Source organism: Catellatospora sp. IY07-71, assembly GCF_018326265.1.
Classification (GTDB): Bacteria; Actinomycetota; Actinomycetes; order Mycobacteriales; family Micromonosporaceae; genus Catellatospora.
In genome coordinates, this window is record NZ_AP023360.1 from 4,072,976 (window position 1) to 4,089,624 (window position 16,649).

General features: G+C 72.0%; 14 protein-coding genes and 2 pseudogenes. 12 read left to right on the plus strand and 4 right to left on the minus strand.

Annotation, left to right across the window (positions count from 1 at the left end; translation table 11 throughout):
• Positions 1 to 21: 21 nt before the first annotated feature.
• The 5 genes from CS0771_RS18250 (at position 22) to CS0771_RS18270 (ending at position 5,877) form a co-directional block, all read left to right on the plus strand.
• Positions 22 to 1,278, plus strand: coding sequence for an ABC transporter substrate-binding protein (locus tag CS0771_RS18250; protein ID WP_212842110.1), 1,257 nt, complete (start codon positions 22 to 24; stop codon positions 1,276 to 1,278).
• Positions 1,279 to 1,359: 81 nt separating this feature from the next.
• A complete protein-coding gene (locus tag CS0771_RS18255) occupies positions 1,360 to 2,241 on the plus strand; it encodes a branched-chain amino acid ABC transporter permease (RefSeq protein ID WP_212842111.1) in 882 nt (293 codons plus the stop codon).
• A complete protein-coding gene (locus CS0771_RS18260) occupies positions 2,238 to 3,350 on the plus strand; it encodes a branched-chain amino acid ABC transporter permease (RefSeq protein ID WP_212842112.1) in 1,113 nt (370 codons plus the stop codon). Before CS0771_RS18255 ends, CS0771_RS18260 begins: the two co-directional genes overlap by 4 nt.
• A 201-nt stretch (positions 3,351 to 3,551) precedes the next feature.
• Positions 3,552 to 5,246, plus strand: a complete 1,695-nt coding sequence (locus CS0771_RS18265) for an MFS transporter (protein WP_212842113.1) — start codon at positions 3,552 to 3,554, stop codon at positions 5,244 to 5,246.
• A 13-nt stretch (positions 5,247 to 5,259) separates the two neighbouring features.
• Positions 5,260 to 5,877, plus strand: a complete 618-nt coding sequence (locus tag CS0771_RS18270; RefSeq protein WP_212842114.1) for a TetR/AcrR family transcriptional regulator — start codon at positions 5,260 to 5,262, stop codon at positions 5,875 to 5,877.
• A 321-nt stretch (positions 5,878 to 6,198) separates the two neighbouring features.
• Here CS0771_RS18270 and CS0771_RS18275 read toward each other — a convergent pair whose 3' ends face one another.
• The 4 genes and pseudogenes from CS0771_RS18275 to CS0771_RS18285 form a co-directional block, all read right to left on the minus strand.
• Positions 6,199 to 6,951 (minus strand): alpha/beta fold hydrolase, encoded by a 753-nt coding sequence (locus tag CS0771_RS18275; RefSeq protein WP_212842115.1) that lies wholly within the window; start codon positions 6,949 to 6,951, stop codon positions 6,199 to 6,201.
• Between the two features lie 85 nt (positions 6,952 to 7,036).
• Positions 7,037 to 8,032: pseudogene (locus CS0771_RS39680) on the minus strand (PucR family transcriptional regulator); the annotation flags it as partial.
• Positions 8,033 to 8,167: 135 nt separating this feature from the next.
• Positions 8,168 to 9,064: pseudogene (locus CS0771_RS39685) on the minus strand (GAF domain-containing protein); the annotation flags it as partial.
• 23 nt (positions 9,065 to 9,087) lie between these two features.
• Positions 9,088 to 9,861, minus strand: coding sequence for a 3-hydroxybutyrate dehydrogenase (locus CS0771_RS18285; protein ID WP_212842117.1), 774 nt, complete (start codon positions 9,859 to 9,861; stop codon positions 9,088 to 9,090).
• 181 nt (positions 9,862 to 10,042) lie between these two features.
• On the opposite strand from CS0771_RS18285, the gene ruvC reads away from it, so the two are divergent.
• The 7 genes from ruvC to CS0771_RS18320 all read left to right on the plus strand — a co-directional run bounded on the left by ruvC (position 10,043) and on the right by CS0771_RS18320 (position 16,456).
• Entirely contained in the window at positions 10,043 to 10,576 is a 534-nt protein-coding gene (ruvC, locus tag CS0771_RS18290; protein ID WP_212845900.1) for a crossover junction endodeoxyribonuclease RuvC, read from the plus strand.
• The gene (gene ruvA, locus CS0771_RS18295; protein WP_212842118.1) at positions 10,576 to 11,172 is read left to right on the plus strand and encodes a Holliday junction branch migration protein RuvA; all 597 of its coding nucleotides are present in this window, start codon (positions 10,576 to 10,578) and stop codon (positions 11,170 to 11,172) included. Before ruvC ends, ruvA begins: the two co-directional genes overlap by 1 nt.
• Positions 11,169 to 12,233, plus strand: a complete 1,065-nt coding sequence (ruvB, locus tag CS0771_RS18300; RefSeq protein WP_212842119.1) for a Holliday junction branch migration DNA helicase RuvB — start codon at positions 11,169 to 11,171, stop codon at positions 12,231 to 12,233. The genes ruvA and ruvB overlap by 4 nt, the downstream gene beginning before the upstream one ends.
• Before the next feature lie 131 nt (positions 12,234 to 12,364).
• Positions 12,365 to 12,709: a preprotein translocase subunit YajC gene (yajC, locus tag CS0771_RS18305; RefSeq protein WP_244871376.1), complete on the plus strand. Its 345-nt coding sequence runs from the start codon at positions 12,365 to 12,367 to the stop codon at positions 12,707 to 12,709.
• Positions 12,710 to 12,822: 113 nt separating this feature from the next.
• On the plus strand, positions 12,823 to 14,688 hold the full coding sequence (gene secD / locus CS0771_RS18310) for a protein translocase subunit SecD (protein WP_212845902.1): 1,866 nt from the start codon (positions 12,823 to 12,825) through the stop codon (positions 14,686 to 14,688).
• Positions 14,688 to 15,812: a protein translocase subunit SecF gene (secF, locus tag CS0771_RS18315; RefSeq protein WP_212842120.1), complete on the plus strand. Its 1,125-nt coding sequence runs from the start codon at positions 14,688 to 14,690 to the stop codon at positions 15,810 to 15,812. The genes secD and secF overlap by 1 nt, the downstream gene beginning before the upstream one ends.
• A gap of 89 nt (positions 15,813 to 15,901) precedes the next feature.
• The gene (locus CS0771_RS18320; protein ID WP_371821426.1) at positions 15,902 to 16,456 is read left to right on the plus strand and encodes an adenine phosphoribosyltransferase; all 555 of its coding nucleotides are present in this window, start codon (positions 15,902 to 15,904) and stop codon (positions 16,454 to 16,456) included.
• Positions 16,457 to 16,649 lie beyond the last annotated feature (193 nt).

Sequence of the window (16,649 nt, forward strand, 5' to 3'; positions counted from 1 at the left end):
CATCCCCCTAGGGAGAGTTTCATGCGTACCAAAGCATTGTCGGCTGTGTTGTGCTCGACCGCGCTGCTGGCCTCGGCCTGCGGCGGGGGCGGGCCGCAGGGCGCGTCCGGGTCGGGCGGCCTGTCCGACGGCAAGGTCGTGTTCGGCGTGCTCAACGACCAGTCCGGCGCGTACTCGCAGCTGTCCGGGAAGAACTCGGTCAGCGCGGTCGAGCTGGCCATCGAGGACTACAAGACCAGGTACGGCGACAAGGCCGTGGTCAAGGAGTTCGGCGTGGAGAGCGTCGACCACCAGAACAAGCCCGACGTGGCCAACGCCAAGGCCGCCGAGCTGTACGACCGCAAGGCCGTCGACGTGATCCTGGACGTGCCGACCTCGTCGGCCGCGCTCAAGGTCGCCGACGTGGCCAAGGAGAAGAAGAAGCTCTACTTCAACATCTCCGCGGCGACCACCGACCTGACCGGCAAGTCGTGCAACAAGTACACGTTCCACTACGCGTACGACACGTACATGCTGGCCAACGGCACCGGCCGCAACACCACCGAGCAGGGCGCGAAGAACTGGTACATCGTGTACCCGGACTACGCGTTCGGCCAGGACATGGAGAAGAGCTTCTCGGCGGCGGTCACCGACGCGGGCGGCACGATCGTCAGCCGGGACGCCGCGCCGTTCCCGAACACCAGCGGCGACTTCTCGACGTACCTGCTCAAGGCCCCGACGCTGAGCCCGAAGCCGGACGTGCTGGGCACCATGCAGGCCGGCGCGGAGCTGGTCGCGCTGGTCAAGCAGTACAACGAGTTCAAGCTGCGGGACAAGGGCGTCGGCCTGGCCGTGGGCCTGATGTTCCTCACCGACATCCACTCGCTGACGCCGGCGGCGCTGGCCGGCACCACCTACACCGACGCCTGGTACTGGAACTACGACCTGGTCAACCGCGAGTTCGCGGACCGCTTCAAGAAGGTCACCGGCGCCCGCCCGACCTTCGCGCACGCCGCCAACTACTCCGCCGCCCTGCAGTACCTGGAGGCGGTCCAGTCCGCCGGCACCGACGGCTCCGACGCCGTGGTCGCCCAGCTGGAGGGCAAGACCGTCTCCGACGTGTTCCTGCGCAACGGCAAGATCCGCGCCGAGGACCACCGCGTGATCCACGACGCCTACCTCGCCCAGGTCAAGCAGCCCAGCGAGGTCACCGAGGAGTGGGACTACGTCAAGATCCTCCTGACCATCCCCGCCGACAAGGCCTTCCGCACCCCCAGCCCCGACTGCAACCTCTCCTGACCCCTTGAAAGGAAGGGCACCTTCTTATCGGATTCCGTATAAGAAGGTGCCCTTCCTAACCTCGGAAGGCCCGCACCGCTCATGGTGAATTTCCTGCAGCACACGTTCAACGGGCTGGTGGGGGGCGCGTTCCTGGCGCTGCTCGCCCTCGGCCTGGCGGTCATCTTCGGCATGCTCCGGGTCGTCAACTTCGCCCACGGCGCGATCTACATGCTCGGCGCGTTCGGCGCGTACGTCCTGCTCACCGAGGCCGGGCTGAACTTCTGGTGGGCGCTGCTGCTCATGCCGCTGCTGCTCGCGCTGTTCGGCATCGCGGTGGAGCGGCTGCTGGTGGCGCGCCTGGCCCGGCTCGATCCGCTCTACAACTTCCTGCTCACCTTCGGCCTCACGCTGATCCTGCAGGACGCGGTGAAGTCCCGCTACGGCGTGCAGTCCAGCCCGTACGACGCCCCCGCGCTGCTGTCCGGCACGGTCGACCTGGGCGCCTTCGACTTCCCCGCGTACCGCGTGTTCGTGCTGGTCGTCGCCCTGGCCGTGTGCGGGGCGGTGTGGTGGCTGCTCACCCGGACCCGGATCGGCATGGTGGTGCGCGCCGCCACCGAGCGCCCGGAGCTGAGCACCGCGCTCGGCATCGACGTCGGCCGGTGGGTGACCCCGGTGTTCGGGTTCGGCATCGGCCTGGCCGGGCTGGCGGGAGTGCTGGCCGCGCCGATCCGCGCGGTGAACCCGCTGATGGGCGCCGATCTGATCATCGTGGTGTTCGCGGTGGTGGTGATCGGCGGGCTGGGCTCGATCTTCGGCTCGGTCGCCGCCGGGTTCGCCATCGGCCTGGTGCAGGCCTGGGTGCAGGCGCTCGGCGAGCACTGGGCACTGCTGTCCCAGGTGCTGGTCTTCCTGGTCATGGCCGGGGTGCTGCTGTGGCGCCCGGCCGGCCTGTTCGGACGAGAGGAGGCCCCGGCATGAGCGAGACCCTGAACACCGCGGCGGTATCCGCACAGCCCGGCGGACCGTATCGCGCCCCGGCCGCAGAGCCGCCGGATGAGGGCCAGGGAACCGGGGCCGCCGTCCCGGCTCCGGCGGCGCGGGCTGGCGACAACGGCTCCGCGCACGGCCCGGCCAACGGCTCCGCCCAGGGCGGCACGATCCTGCCCCGCTGGCTGCGCTGGGCACTCGGCGTCGCCGCGATCGCCGTCGCGCTGGTGCTGCCGTTCAACCTCTACCCGACCGTCGCCGTCGACATCGCCTGCTGGGCGCTGTTCGCGGTGGCGGTGGACCTGCTGCTCGGGTACACCGGCCTCATGTCCTTCGGGCACGCCGCGTTCTGGGGCACCTCCGCGTACGCCACCGGCCTGGCCGCGGTCGGCTGGGGCCTGCCGTTCCCGCTCGCGGTGCTGCTCGGCGCACTGGCCGCGACCGTGCTCGCGGTGCCCATCGGGTATCTGGCGGTCAAGCGGGTCGGCATCTACTTCGCCATGGTCACCCTGGCGTTCGCGCAGATGGTGTACTACATCGCCAACCAGTGGCGCTCGGTGACCGGCGGCGAGAACGGCCTGCAGCAGGTGCCGCGCGAGCTGTTCGGGCTGGACCTGTCCGACGAGTTCTACTACTACTACGCGGCGCTGCCGCTGGTGGCGGGCGGCCTGTTCCTGGTCTGGCGGACGGTGCACTCGCCGTTCGGCCGGGTGCTGGTCGCGATCCGGGACAACCCGGCCCGCGCCCGCGCGCTCGGGTATCCGGTGCACCGGTACAAGCTGGCCGCGTTCCTGCTGTCGGCGTTCACCGCCGGGCTGGGCGGCGGGCTGTTCGCGGTCGGGCATCGGTTCGTGTCGCTGGACGTGCTGCACTGGACCACCTCCGGCAAGGCGGTTATCGTGGTGGTGCTCGGCGGTATCGGCACGCTCTGGGGCCCCGTCCTCGGCGCGGCCGGCGTGATCCGCCTGGAGGACTGGCTCTCCTTCGCCGGCTTCGAGCAGATCGGTCTCGTGACCGGCGCGGTCTTCGTCACCGCCGTCCTCGTCTTCCGCCGCGGCCTCTACGGCACTCTCCGCCACTGGCTCCGCCGCCGCTCGTGATCGCTCGACTTGCCTGGCACCTGGGCGAATGGGCGGTCAAGACACGCCCGGTCGCCAGGCAAGTCGGATGATCACGCGGGTATTCCGTGTTGGAAGGAGGAGTGGGGCGGGTCACTTTCGATACGGGACGGTTCCGTATCGGAGGCGCCGAGCGTAACGTCGGCTGCGATACGGAACTGTGCCGTATCGGAATCCTGGGGGATGGAAGACGTGGACTCTGCGAACACCGGGCACCCGAGACGCTGGGCGATTCTCGGCGTGCTGGTGATCAGCCTGCTCGTGGTCGTGCTCGACAACACCGTGCTCAACGTGGCGATGCGCACGCTCGCCGACCCCGTCCACGGCCTGGGCGCGACCCAGAGCCAGCTGGAGTGGGCCATCAACTCGTACACCCTGGTCTTCGCGGGTCTGCTGTTCAGCTTCGGCGTGCTCGGCGACCGGTGGGGCCGCAAGCGCTTCCTGCTCATCGGCCTGGTGCTGTTCGGCATCGCGTCGCTGCTGTCGGCGTACGCGCAGGACCCGGGCCAGCTCATCGCGGCCCGCGCCTTCATGGGCGTCGGCGGCGCGGCGATCATGCCGGTGACCCTGTCGATCATCTCGAACGTGTTCGACCCGCGCGAGCGGGGCAAGGCGATCGGCATCTGGGCCGGCTCGGTCGGCCTGGCCGTGGCGATCGGCCCGCTGCTGGGCGGCTTCCTGCTGGAGCACTTCTGGTGGGGCTCCGTCTTCATGATCAATGTTCCGATCATCCTGTTCGGCCTGGCGGCGGTGGCGCTGCTGGTGCCGGAGTCGCGTGACCCCAAGCCGGGCCGTATCGACCTGGTCGGCGTGGTGCTGTCCGTGATCGGCCTGGTCGGGCTGACGTACGGCATCGTCGACGGCGGCGAGCACGGCTTCGGCCGCGTCTCGGTCTGGGCCGCGATCCTGGGCGGCGCGGCGGTGCTCGCGGCGTTCATCTGGTGGGAGGCCCGCACCACGCACCCGTCGCTGGACGTCAAGCTGTTCCGCGACGCGCGCTTCTCGGCCTCGGTGGCCAGCATCGGCCTGCTCTTCTTCGCCTCGATGGGCTCGTTCTTCTTCGTCGGCTTCTACCTGCAGCTGGTGCGGGACTACTCGCCGATGGAGAGCGGGGCGCTGCTGGTGCCGTTCGCGGTGGGGCAGATGGTGTTCGCGCCGCTGTCCACGAACCTGGTGAAGAAGTTCGGCATGCGCGCGGTGTCGGCGGCGGGCATCCTGCTGGCCACGGCCACCTTCGGGGTGCTGGCCACGCTGCAGGTGGACACCCCGGTGTGGGTCATCGTGGTCAACTTCTTCTTCATGGGCGCCGGCATGGCCAACGTGATGCCGCCCGCGACCAACACCATCATGTCGGTGCTGCCGCGCGAGAAGGCGGGCGTCGGCTCGGCCGTGTCGAACACGGTGCGGCAGGTCGCGGTCGCGATGGGCGTGGCCGTGCTCGGCTCCGTCGTCGCGGGCGTCTACCGCGGCCAGGTGGAGACCGCGACGGCCGGGCTCCCCGAGCCGGTGCGGGAGGTCGCCGACGAGTCCATCGCCGGGGCGTACGGCGTCGCGGCGCGGCTCGGCGAGGCCGGGCGCCCGCTGGTGGACGCGGCCAACGACGCGTTCGTGCAGGCCATGCACTGGGCCGCGCTGGGCTCGGTGCTGGTCGGCCTGATCGCCGCCGTGGTGGTGCTGCGCTGGATGCCCCGGCGCGCGGACCTACCCGCCGGTCCGGGTGCCGCCGGTGCGGGCGGCCCAGGAGCGGGTGGCCAGGATGCGGCCGCGGGCGCGGCGCGCGACGGGGCGGGCCTGCCGATCAACGCCGCTCCGGCGGCCGGGTCGCCGGGCGCCGGGGACGGGACGCAGCGCCCGTCGCGGCTGTCCACGGTCGGGTAAGGTTCGGCTCGTCATGACTGAGCTTGCCGAGACTCCGGCACAGCCGGGAGCCGCGCGGACGCAGGGGCGTCCGCGCAGTTCCCGTGCCCACGAGGCGATCCTCGAAGCCGTCCTGGACCTGCTGGCCGACGGCGTGTCCGTCGAGGCGCTGAGCATGGAGGCCATCGCCGCGCGCGCCGGGGTGGGCAAAGCCACCATCTACCGCCGCTGGCCGGGCAAGGACGAGCTGCTGCTGGAGGCGCTGGTCAAGCTCAAGGGCCCGCCGCCGCAGCCGCTGGGCGACTCGGTGCGCGGCGACCTGATCCGGCTGCTGACCGTGGTCGGGCCGAAGGACGAGCGCGCCGTGCGGGTCATGCCGTGCCTGTTCCCGGAGGTCCACCGCAGCGCGGAGGCATACCGGATCTGGCAGGAGGGCATGGCCGAGCCCCGGCGGGAGGTCATGCGCGAAGTGCTGCGGCGCGGCATCGCCACCGGCGAGCTGCGGCCGGACACCGACGTCGAGATCACGGTGTCGATGCTGATCAGCCCGATGCTGCTGCACCGCATGGTCCGCTGGAACCCGGCCCTGGACGCCTACGACGACCTCGCCGAGCGCGTCGTCGACACCGTCCTGCGCGGCGTCACCGCCTGATCCCCGCCGCTCCGGCCTGCCTCCTGTCCACAGCCCACAACTTCTGGGTTGTACCTACAACCCAGAAGTTGTGAGCCCGTTCGAGGTGTTCTGCCTGGCCGGGATCACGGATCGTCACCGGGGCGGGGCGGGGCGGGGCGGGGCCGCCCGCGCACCTGGGACCGGTCCCGTGACGTGCGGACAAGGGCACCTCCTGCCACGGAGGTGGGGCAGGAGGTGCCCTTTCCTGCGGGCATCGCGGCGGGCGCGTGCGCCCCCACACGCCGCGAGCGGCGATGCCCCTGCCCGCGCGCCTGCCCGGGGCACGCGGGAGATCATGCGTCAGGCCGGGGCGTGCATGGCCAGGAAGGCGGCCACCTTGTCGCGGGCCTTGTCCAGCGCGCTGGAGACGCCGGAGGTGAGCAGGAAGACGCCGTGCCAGTCGGTCGGGACCAGGAACAGCTCGCTGCCGGTGGACTTCGGGGTGAGTGCGTGCAGCTCGCGGGCGCTGTCGGCGAAGCTGGACTCGAACTCGCCCGCGGCGTAGAGCACGGGCATGGTCAGCTTCGGGGCGGCGTCGAGCGCGTTGGCGCTGAACACCGACGGGGCGGACAGCGACACCACGGCGAGCGGGGCCGGGGCGATGGCGGGGGCGGCGGCGAGCACGGCGGTGCCGCCCATCGACGCGCCGATCAGCACGATCGCTGTGGCGCCGTCGTCGCGCAGCGCCTGCGCGGCCATCGCCACCTGCTGCGGGTTGGTGGCCGAGCCCGAGGTGGACACCCCGAACCCGCCGAAGTCGAAGGCCAGCACGCGGTATCCCTTCGCGGCCAGCTCGGTCGCGTACGGCACCCACTGGCACACGTTGCCGCCGTTCTGGTGGGCCAGCACGATCCCGGTGCCGCCGGTGCCGAGGATGACGCCGCCGAGGTCGGCTCCGTCGGTGCCGAACCGGGCCTGCCGGGTGCCCGCGGGCAGCTCGCACTCGCCGCCCGCGCCGAGGCCGGTCGGGCTGGGCGCGGGCGCCGGATCACCGCCGCCGCACCCGGCCAGGCCGAGCGCCAGCACGGCGGCGAGCAGCGCGATTCTTCTCATCGAGTCTCCTCAGCGGACGGACGCGGCGCGGCGGTGATACGCCGTCGTCTGTCAGTACCGCCGAGGAGCGGCCCGGGGTGGGGTCCTAGGCTTCGCCGGTTTGCGCTCCGGCGCCCAGCCGGTGCAGGCGCAGCGCGAGCTGCACCTCCAGGGCCCGATCGGGGCGCTGCCAGTCCGCGCCGAGCAGCTGGGCGACCCGGTCCAGCCGCTGGGTGACCGTGTTGACGTGCACGTGCAGCTGCTCGGCGGCGCGGGCCAGGCTGCCGCCGGTGCCGAAGTAGCACTCCAGCGTCTTCACCAGCGCGGTGCCGCGCCGTACGTCGTAGTCGACCACCGAGCCGATGGTGTCGCGCAGGAAGCGGTCGACGTCCGGGTCGCCGCCCTCGCGTACCGCGCCCAGCAGCAGGCCGACGAAGCCCAGCTCGGCCGTTGACGCGCCGTCGCCGGTGCGGCCCAGCGCGGCCAGCGCGGTGGCGCAGTGGTCGGCCTCCTTGAACGCAGCGGCCAGCCCGGCGGGGTCGGCGGCGGGCCCGGCCGCGCCCGCGGTGACCGGGCGGCCCAGCACCCGGCCCAGCTCACGGGCCACGGCGCGGGCCAGCGATCCGGCCTCGGTGCCGGGCAGCATCAGCACCACCCGGCCGTCGCGGGTGGCGGCCAGCCCGGCATGCGTGCCGGCGTACGTGTGCGCCCAGGACACCGCCCGCTGCCGGGCCGGGCCGGAGGTGGCCGCCGCGTCGTCCACGACGACCAGCACGTGCGGCCGGGACAGGTCCACCTGAAGCCGCCGGGCGCGAGCGCGCAGCGACTCCGGGTCGCGCACCGGCCGGGCGATCAGGTCGTCGAGCAGCTCGCCGCGCACCCGGCCCTCGGCCTCGGCCACGGTGCGCCGGAACAGCAGCAGCAGTGCGGTGACCAGCGCCGCCCGTTCCAGAATCTGCTGGTCGGCGTGGCCGGAATCGTCCCCGGGGGCCCAGACGAGCGCGCCCAGGTTCTCCGCGCCCGCGACGACGGCGGCATACCAGAATTCGCCCCGGCGGACGGCACGGCCGTCGGTGCGGGAGGCGGCGAGCGCCTCGGCCACCACTGCGGGGTCCGGCAGGGTCAGGCTGCCTCCGTCGGGTCCACCGGCCAGGGCGTCGGCCCGTTCGGTGGTCCCGGAGAGCTGCGTGGCTGCGGGACCGCGGGTGCCGCCGGACGGCCGGGCGCCCTCGGTCCCCACCGCGGCCAGGATCCGGCCGTCGGCATCCAGCACGACCAAGCGGCCGCCGAGCACGTCGGTGACGGCGGCGGCGACCTCCTCGACCCCGCCGCCGCGCAGCACCAGCGCGGTCATCCGGTCGTGGGCGGCGGCGGCGCGCTCGACGGCGGCGCTGTGCGCCGAGATCTTGGTATGCGCCGAGGACAGCTCGGTCAGCGCCGCCTGGGTCTCGCCGAGCAGGCGCGCGGTGTCGATGGCGACCGCGGCGTGCGCGGCGAGCGACACCAGCAGCGACACCTCCTCGCGGGCGAACGGGCGCTCGGAGCGGTTGGCCGCGTACAGCACGCCGATGACGCGCGAGCCCAGCCGCAGCGGCACGCCGAGGATGGCGACCAGCCCCTCCTCGCCCACGCCCGCGTCGATCTCGCCGGTGTGCCGGAAGCGGGTGTCGGCCGGGTAGTTCGCGGTGGCGTACGGCGTCCCGGTCTGCGCGACCAGGCCGCCCAGCCCGGCGCCGAGCGGCAGCCGCAGCCGCTGGAAGGCGGCGGACACCGAGCCGTCGGTGACGCGCATGTACACGTCGCCCGCCGCGTCGTCGCTCATGGTCAGGTACGCGATGTCGGTGCCGAGCAGGTTGCGGGCCCGGTGCACGATCGCGTGCAGCACGGCGTCCAGGTCGCGCAGCCCGGCCAGGTCGCCCGCGGTGTCGTAGAGGCCGGACAGCTCGGCCTCGCGGCGGCGTCGGCGCTCCAGCAGCGCGCGCACCCGCAGCGCGGCGAGCTTCGCCTCCTCCAGTTCGGCGATCTCGTCCGGCCCGGCGCCGCGCGAGCGCGCCTGCACCAGCGGCCCCTCGAACTCGACCGGGGCCGCCTCGCGTTCGAGCAGTTCCAGGAACCGCAGGGTCGAGGAGGGCATGGCTCGCATTCCTACCTCCCCGATCACTGGGCTGTCCAGCCGCCGTCCATGGCGATCGAGGTGCCGGTGATGAACGAGGCCGCGTCGGTGCACAGGTACGCGGCCAGTTCGGCGACCTCGCCGGGCTCGATCAGCCGCTTGATCGCCGCCTTGGCCAGCATGATCCGCTCGATCACCTCGGACTCGGCGATGCCGTGGGTGCGCGCCTGGTCCGCGATCTGCCCCTCGACCAGCGGCGTGCGCACGTACGCGGGGTTGATGCAGTTGGCGGTGACGCCGTACGGGGCCGCCTCGACGGCGATCACCTTCGACAGGCCCTCCAGCCCGTGCTTGGCCGACACGTACGCCGACTTGTACGCCGAGGCGCGCAGCCCGTGCACCGAGGAGATGTTCACGATCCGGCCCCAGCCCTGCGCGTACATGTGCGGCAGCGCCCGGCGCACCAGCCGGAACGGCGCCACCAGCATGACCTGGTGCAGGTAGGTGAAGCGGTCCGGGGCGAAGTCCTGCAGCGGCGCTACGTGCTGCAGCCCGGCGTTGTTGACCACCACGTCGATGGCGGGGTCGAGGTCGTCGAGCGCGTCGGCGTCGGCGAGGTCGGCGACCACCGCGGTGCCGCCGACCTGCTCCGCGACCCGGTGCGCCGCCGCCTCGTCCCGGTCCACCACCAGCACCTTCGCGCCCGCCTGGGCCAGCCGGGCCGCGCAGGCCAGGCCGATGCCGCTGCCGGCCCCGGTCACCAGTGCGGTGCGGCCGGTGAGGTCGAGTCGTACCAGTGGCGGCGTCGCGGTCGTCATGGTGCAGGAAACTACGAGCACGGTGGGAGCGGGCACATGGGCGCGGCCCACACAGTGTGCGGGAGGGCCATGTGGCGCGCGCCCGCCCGGACGGCCCTGCCGTGGCGTCGATCGTGATGACGGAGGCGTCCCTTAGAGTGTCGTACACACGTACGGCGAGCGGACGGAGCGGCGGGTGCAGGTGCGGCAGCAGCGACGGGTGCTCGGCGTCGACCCGGGCCTGACCCGGTGCGGCGTGGGCGTGGTCGAGGGCGTGCCCGGCCGGCCCTGCGTGATGGTCGACTACACCGTGGTCACCTCCGATCCGGACGAGGACCTGGCCGACCGCCTGCTGAACCTGGACAACCACCTCACCGAGCTGATCGCCCGGCACCAGCCGGACAGCGTCGCCGTGGAGCGGGTGTTCAGCCAGCACAACGTGCGCACCGTGATGGGCACCGCGCAGGCCGCGGCGGTGGCCGTGCTGGCGGCCGCGCGTGCCGGGCTGCCCGTGCGCACCTACACTCCCAGCGAGGTGAAGGCGGCGGTCACCGGCTCCGGCCAGGCCGACAAGAAGCAGGTCACCACGATGGTCACCCGGTTGCTGCGGCTGGACGCGCCGCCCCGCCCGGCGGACGCGGCCGACGCGCTCGCGCTGGCGATCTGCCACATCTGGCGCGGGGGCACGCGCGACCGGCTCAGCGAGGCGATCCGTACGGCGAAGGGCAGGCAGTGATGATCGCGAGTGTGGCGGGGACCGTCGCCTCGATCGGCGCAGACGCGGCCGTGGTCGAGGTGGGTGGGGTGGGCCTGCGCCTGCTTTGCGCGCCCGGCACGCTGGCCGCGCTGCGGGTGGGCCAGCAGGCCAGGCTGTCCGCGACGCTGATCGTGCGCGAGGACTCGCTGACCCTGTTCGGCTTCGCCGACGACGACGAGAAGCAGCTGTTCGAGCTGCTGCTCACGGCCAGCGGGGTGGGCCCGAAGCTGGCCCAGGCCGCGCTGTCCGTGCACACCCCGGACGCGCTGCGCGCCGCCCTGGCCCACGGCGACGTGTCGACGCTGACCCAGGTGCCCGGCATCGGCAAGAAGGGCGCCGAGCGCATGGTGCTGGAGCTGCGCGACAAGGTCGGCCCGGTGGCCGCGGTGCCCGCCCAGGGCGGCCGCGTGCAGGCGTGGACCGAGCAGGTGCGCCAGGGCCTGATCGGGCTCGGCTGGAGCCAGGCCCAGGCCGACCAGGCGGTGACCGCGGTGGCCGAGACGATCGACGGCCCGACCCCGCCCGTGCCCGTGCTGCTCAAGCAGGCGATCCGGCTGCTCGGTAAGACGCGATGAGCGACTCGCTGGTCAGCCCGCTGGCCTCGCCGGAGGAGCGCGACGCCGAGGCGTCGGTGCGGCCCAAGCGGCTGGCCGAGTTCGTGGCCCAGGAGCGGGTGCGCGAGCAGCTGGAGGTGCTGCTGCACAGCGCGCTCAAGCGGGGCTCCCCGCCCGACCATATTCTCTTCTCCGGCTCGCCGGGGCTGGGCAAGACCACCCTGGCGATGATCGTCGCGGCCGAGCTGGGTGGCGCGCTGCGGATGACCTCGGGCCCGGCGATCGAGCGCTCGGGCGACCTGGCCGCGGTGCTGACCAGCCTGCAGGCCGGCGACGTGCTGTTCATCGACGAGATCCACCGCATCGCCAAGCCCGCCGAGGAGCTGCTCTACAGCGCGATGGAGGACTTCCGGGTCGACGTCATGGTCGGCAAGGGCCCCGGTGCGACCGCGATCCCGCTGGACGTGGAGCCGTTCACGCTGGTCGGCGCGACCACCCGGGCGGGCCTGCTGACCGGGCCGATGCGCGACCGGTTCGGCTTCGTCGGGCACCTGGAGTTCTACACCGCACCGGAGCTGGCCGCGCTGCTGGCCCGCTCGGCCCGCATCCTCGGGGTGGCTGCGACGCAAGAGGGCATCGCGGAGATCGCCGGGCGCTCTCGCGGCACACCGCGTATCGCCAACCGCCTGCTGCGCCGCGTACGCGACTACGCCGAGCTGCGCGCGGACGGGGTGGTGAACGTGTCCACGGCGCGCGCCGCGCTGAAGGTGTACGACGTCGACGACGCGGGCCTGGACCGGCTGGACAAGGCGGTGCTGGTCTCGCTCGTCGAGCTGTTCGGCGGCGGCCCGGTGGGCCTGTCTACGCTGGCGGTGGCGGTGGGGGAGCAGCCGGACACGGTCGAAGAGGTCGTGGAGCCGTTCCTGGTGCGGGCGGGCCTGCTGGCGCGCACGCCCCGGGGCCGGGTGGCGACCCCCGCCGCGTGGCGGCACCTCGGCAAAAAACCGCCAAATGGTACTTTTGGTGCAGGTACCGCGGTGGTACCCGACCTGTTCACCGTCGACGGCCAGCCGGACACATAAGCGGACCTCGCGTTCGAGATCTTAACGTGACCTACACCGCAAGTGTGCGATCGCTCGCGTACCGACTAGACTTCGCGCGGTCCGAACGGACGACAGATGCCGTGCAGGCGCGCATATGGCGCGGCACGGCCATGTGGAAAGGTCTCAACGTGGGTGGTAATTCCGGCAGCGCGTTTCCGACGATCATCATGTTCGCGCTGCTCTTCGGCCTGATGTACTTCATGTTCATCCGGCCGCAGGCCAAGCGTCGCAAGGAGGCCGAGTCGATGCAGAAGTCGCTCGGCGCCGGCGACAAGGTCATCACCATCGGCGGCCTCTACGGCACCGTCGTCTCCACCGACGACGAGAGCGTCACCCTCGAGATCGCGCCCGGTGTGACCGCCCGCTACGCGCGACAGGCCGTGGGCCGGGTGACCGAGCAGGTCAAGGCGCCGACCGAGCACGTGGTGGACAACCCCGTCAAGGAAGACAAGTAAATCGCTGACCCCACGCCACGGCCGGCCGGCACCTCCGCGGCGGTCGTGGCGTATCCCCATCCGTCATTCATTCCCAGGGAGACTCGACAGCCGTGGCACCACCTCAGGGACAGATGCGCCCCGGGAGGCAACTCGCCCTCCTCGGCGCCATCTTCGTCATCCTCGCCAGCGCGGTCTGGTTCGGCGGCAAGGGCGGTTGGGAGGAGCGCCTCACCCCCAACCTCGGCCTTGACCTCGTCGGCGGTTCGCGAGTCACCCTCCGGGCGCAGTCCGGCGTCGACGGCCAGCCCCCGACCGCGCAGGAGCTCGAGCAGGCCCGCCGCATCATCTCCGAGCGCGTGGACGCGCGGGGCGTGAGCGAGGCGCAGGTCGTCGTCGAGGGCAACCAGAACATCGTGATCTCCGTCGCCAAGAAGGGCGACGACGCGATCAAGGATGTCGGTGCGGCCTCGCAGCTCTTCTTCCGCAAGGTGCTGAAGATGGCCGACGGCACGGGCGCGGCCGCCGCGCCCGCCCCGTCCGCCAGCCCCACCCCCGCCGCGTCGGCCAGCCCGAAGCCGGCCGCCAGCGCGAGCGCGTCGGTCAAGCCGGCCGCGTCGGCCAAGCCGTCGGCGAGCGCGTCGCCCGCCACGGGCGGCACCGGCGGCGGTATGGCCATGGCCACCACCGCTCCGACGCCGACCCCCGCCGCGAGCAAGGCCCCGGCCCCCTCGGCCAGCCCGGCCGCCGCGCCGAAGCCGTCGACCCCGGCCGGCAACGACGTCGTGACGCTGGCGCAGGTGCAGGCGAAGGTCGGCAAGGCCGTGTACGACGAGGCCGCCAAGCTGACCGCGCCGGCCACCGACCCGGCCCAGATCGAGAAGTTCAAGCCGTTCGCGACCCTGTCGCCGAACGAGGTGGCCGTGCTGCCGGCGAACGTGCAGTTCAACGTCCCGCAGATCACCTGCGACCAGCTCGACAAGCGCCCCCCGGGCTCGATCAACAACCCCGACGTGCAGGCCGTGGCCTGTGAGCCGGGCGCGAAGTACCTGCTCGACGTCGCCAAGGTCAAGGGCACCGACATCGACAAGGCGTCGCCGCAGATCGAGCAGAACACCAACCGGCGCGTGGTCTCGATGGACTTCTCCAGCGAGGGTCTGGACAAGTGGACCGCGCTGACCCGCGAGGCGTTCCGCAACGAGGGTGACGTCAAGTGCGGCGAGGAGACCCTCGACGAGGGCAAGTGCCGCGTCGCCGTGGTGCTCGACAACAAGATCATCTCGGCGCCGGTCATCCAGGGCGTGCTCGGTGACGACTCGGTCATCACCGGCGACTTCACCGCCGCGACCGCCGCGGACCTGGCCAACAACCTGAACTACGGCTCGCTGTCGATGACCTTCGTCCCGCAGGAGGCGCAGACCATCACCCCGACCCTGGGCGGTGAGCACCTCAAGGGCGGTCTGCTGGCGGCCGGCATCGGCATGCTGCTGGTCATCATCTACTCGTTCTTCTACTACCGCCTGCTGGGCACGGTCATCTTCCTGTCGCTGATCCTGTCGGCGGCGCTGACCTTCCTGGCGCTGGTGTTCCTCGGCCGGGAGATGGGCTTCACCCTGACGCTGGCCGGCATCGCGGGCTTCATCGTCTCGCTCGGTGTGGCGGCGGACTCGTTCGTCATCTACTTCGAGCGCCTCAAGGACGAGATCCGCGAGGGCCGCAGCCCGCGCAGCGCGGTGCCGCGGGCCTGGGTCCGGGCCCGTAAGACGATCCTCACCGCCAACGCGATCTCGATCATGGCCGCGGTGGTGCTCTACCTCGTCTCGTCCGGTGTGGTGGCGGGCTTCGCCTTCGCGCTGGGTCTGGCGACGGTCATCGACCTGATCGTGGTGTTCCTCTTCCGTCACCCGATCATGACGATGTTCGCGCGTACCGACGCGTTCCTTTCCCCGCGCGTCAGCGGCCTGGGCCGCGTGCTGCACGAAGCCAAGGAGGCTAAGTGATGAGTGGTCTCGCAACCCGCCTCTACCGCGGTGAGGCCGGACTCGAAATCGTCGGCAAGCGCAAGCTGTGGTTCGGCGTGGCCGGCGGCGTGCTGCTGATCGCGATCCTGGCCATCTCGCTGATCGGCTTCAAGCCGGGCATCGAGTTCGAGGGCGGCAACGAGTTCACCGTGCCGACCTCGGCCGGCTCGCTCGCCGACGTCGAGAAGGCGGTCTCCGACGCGATCCAGTCGGTCGCGCCCGAGACCGAGGTGCACCCCGCCACCAAGATCGGCGACACCATCTACGCGGTGCGCAGCGCCGTGCTGGAGCAGGACCAGACGCTGCAGGTCAAGGACAAGGTCGCGGCGGCGCTGAAGATCGACGTCGGCGCGGTCAGCGACAACCGGGTCAGCGCGGCCTGGGGCGAGCAGGTCACCGAGCAGGCCCTCATCGGCCTGGTGGTGTTCCTCGCCGTGGTCAGCATCTACCTGATCTTCCGGTTCGAGTGGCGCATGGCCGCCGCCGCGGTCGCCTCGCTCGTGTTCGACCTGGCGTTCACCGCCGGGGTGTACGCGCTGGTCGGCTTCGAGGTCACGCCGTCGACGGTGATCGGCTTCCTGACGATCCTCGGTTACGCCCTGTACGACGTCGTCGTCGTGTTCGACAAGGTGCAGGAGAACACCCGTGGCATCACGGGCAGCAGCACCACGACGTACGGCGAGGCGGCCAACCTCGCGGTGAACCAGACCCTGATGCGCTCCATCAACACCGGTCTGGTGGCGCTGCTGCCGGTCGGCGGCCTGCTCTTCATCGGTGCCGGCCTGCTGGGCGCGGGCACCCTGAAGGACCTGGGCCTGGTGCTGTTCATCGGTATGGGCACCGCGATCTACTCGTCGCTCTTCTTCGCCACCCCCGTGCTGGTGTGGCTGAAGGAGATGGACCCGAAGATCAAGAACCACACCCAGCGGGTGCTGGCACGCCGCGCCCAGCTCGGCGGCGGCGTCAAGGCGTCCGGCGACGTGCCGGCGCAGCCGGTCGCCGTGGGCGCGGGCGCGGGCAGCGCGGCGCCGAAGGCGGGCGCCAAGCCCGCCGGTGCCAAGAGCGGCCGCCCCGCCGGGCGTCCCGCGGGCAAGCGTCGCTGACCTGCGACAACGCAACACGAGGCCCGGCGTCCCGACAGGGACGCCGGGCCTCGGCCCTTTTCAGGGCCGGTTCGTACTAGGGTGTGCGCGTGACCAACGAGCTCATCCAGGGTGACAGCGGGCCCGCCACCGCGGCGCTCGTCGCCGACATGGTCGTCGACGTGGCGGACTTCCCCAAGACGGGAGTCCTCTTCAAGGACCTCACCCCGCTGTTCGCCGACGGCAAGGCGTTCCGCGGCGTCATCGACGCGATCGCGGGCCGCTACGACGGCACCTTCGACGTCGTGGTCGGCGTGGAAGCCCGTGGGTTCGTGCTGGCCGCCGCCGTGGCGTACGCCGCGGGCGTGGGCGTGGTCCCGGTGCGCAAGGCCGGGAAGCTGCCCAGAGTGGCCCACGCGGCCTCGTACGCCCTGGAGTACGGCACGGCCACCCTGGAGATCAGTGAGGGCGCGTTCCGGCCCGGCCAGCGAGTGCTGGTCGTCGACGACGTGCTGGCGACCGGCGGCACCGCCGACGCCACCCTCGACCTGGTCCAGCGGGCCGGCGGCGAGCTGGCCGGCTTCGTGGTGCTGATCGAGCTGGGCTTCCTGGGCGGTCGCGAGCGCCTGGGCGACCGGCCCGTGCACGCGCTGCTGCGCCTGTAGACGGGCACGCGTCCCGTTTGACACGTTTCGCGGCGGCCCCGGCGGGGCACCACCGCGTCGTCAGCCGCCACCCGACCGGGTGACCGGCGGCACTCTTGACGGCCCCGGCCTCCACCGGGGCGGCCCCGCCCTCCGGCAAATCGGCCGGCAAGCCCGATCCCAGGTAGCATGGGCTATCCGAACCTCACCGAAG

Coding starts and splice junctions, on each gene's coding strand:
- CS0771_RS18250 (WP_212842110.1), top strand. CDS start 22: ATGCGTACCAAAGCATTGTCGGCTGTGTTGTGCTCGACCGCGCTGCTG.
- CS0771_RS18255 (WP_212842111.1), top strand. CDS start 1,360: ATGGTGAATTTCCTGCAGCACACGTTCAACGGGCTGGTGGGGGGCGCG.
- CS0771_RS18260 (WP_212842112.1), top strand. CDS start 2,238: ATGAGCGAGACCCTGAACACCGCGGCGGTATCCGCACAGCCCGGCGGA.
- CS0771_RS18265 (WP_212842113.1), top strand. CDS start 3,552: ATGGAAGACGTGGACTCTGCGAACACCGGGCACCCGAGACGCTGGGCG.
- CS0771_RS18270 (WP_212842114.1), top strand. CDS start 5,260: ATGACTGAGCTTGCCGAGACTCCGGCACAGCCGGGAGCCGCGCGGACG.
- CS0771_RS18275 (WP_212842115.1), bottom strand. CDS start 6,951: ATGAGAAGAATCGCGCTGCTCGCCGCCGTGCTGGCGCTCGGCCTGGCC.
- CS0771_RS18285 (WP_212842117.1), bottom strand. CDS start 9,861: ATGACGACCGCGACGCCGCCACTGGTACGACTCGACCTCACCGGCCGC.
- ruvA (WP_212842118.1), top strand. CDS start 10,576: ATGATCGCGAGTGTGGCGGGGACCGTCGCCTCGATCGGCGCAGACGCG.
- ruvB (WP_212842119.1), top strand. CDS start 11,169: ATGAGCGACTCGCTGGTCAGCCCGCTGGCCTCGCCGGAGGAGCGCGAC.
- yajC (WP_244871376.1), top strand. CDS start 12,365: ATGTGGAAAGGTCTCAACGTGGGTGGTAATTCCGGCAGCGCGTTTCCG.
- secD (WP_212845902.1), top strand. CDS start 12,823: ATGCGCCCCGGGAGGCAACTCGCCCTCCTCGGCGCCATCTTCGTCATC.
- secF (WP_212842120.1), top strand. CDS start 14,688: ATGAGTGGTCTCGCAACCCGCCTCTACCGCGGTGAGGCCGGACTCGAA.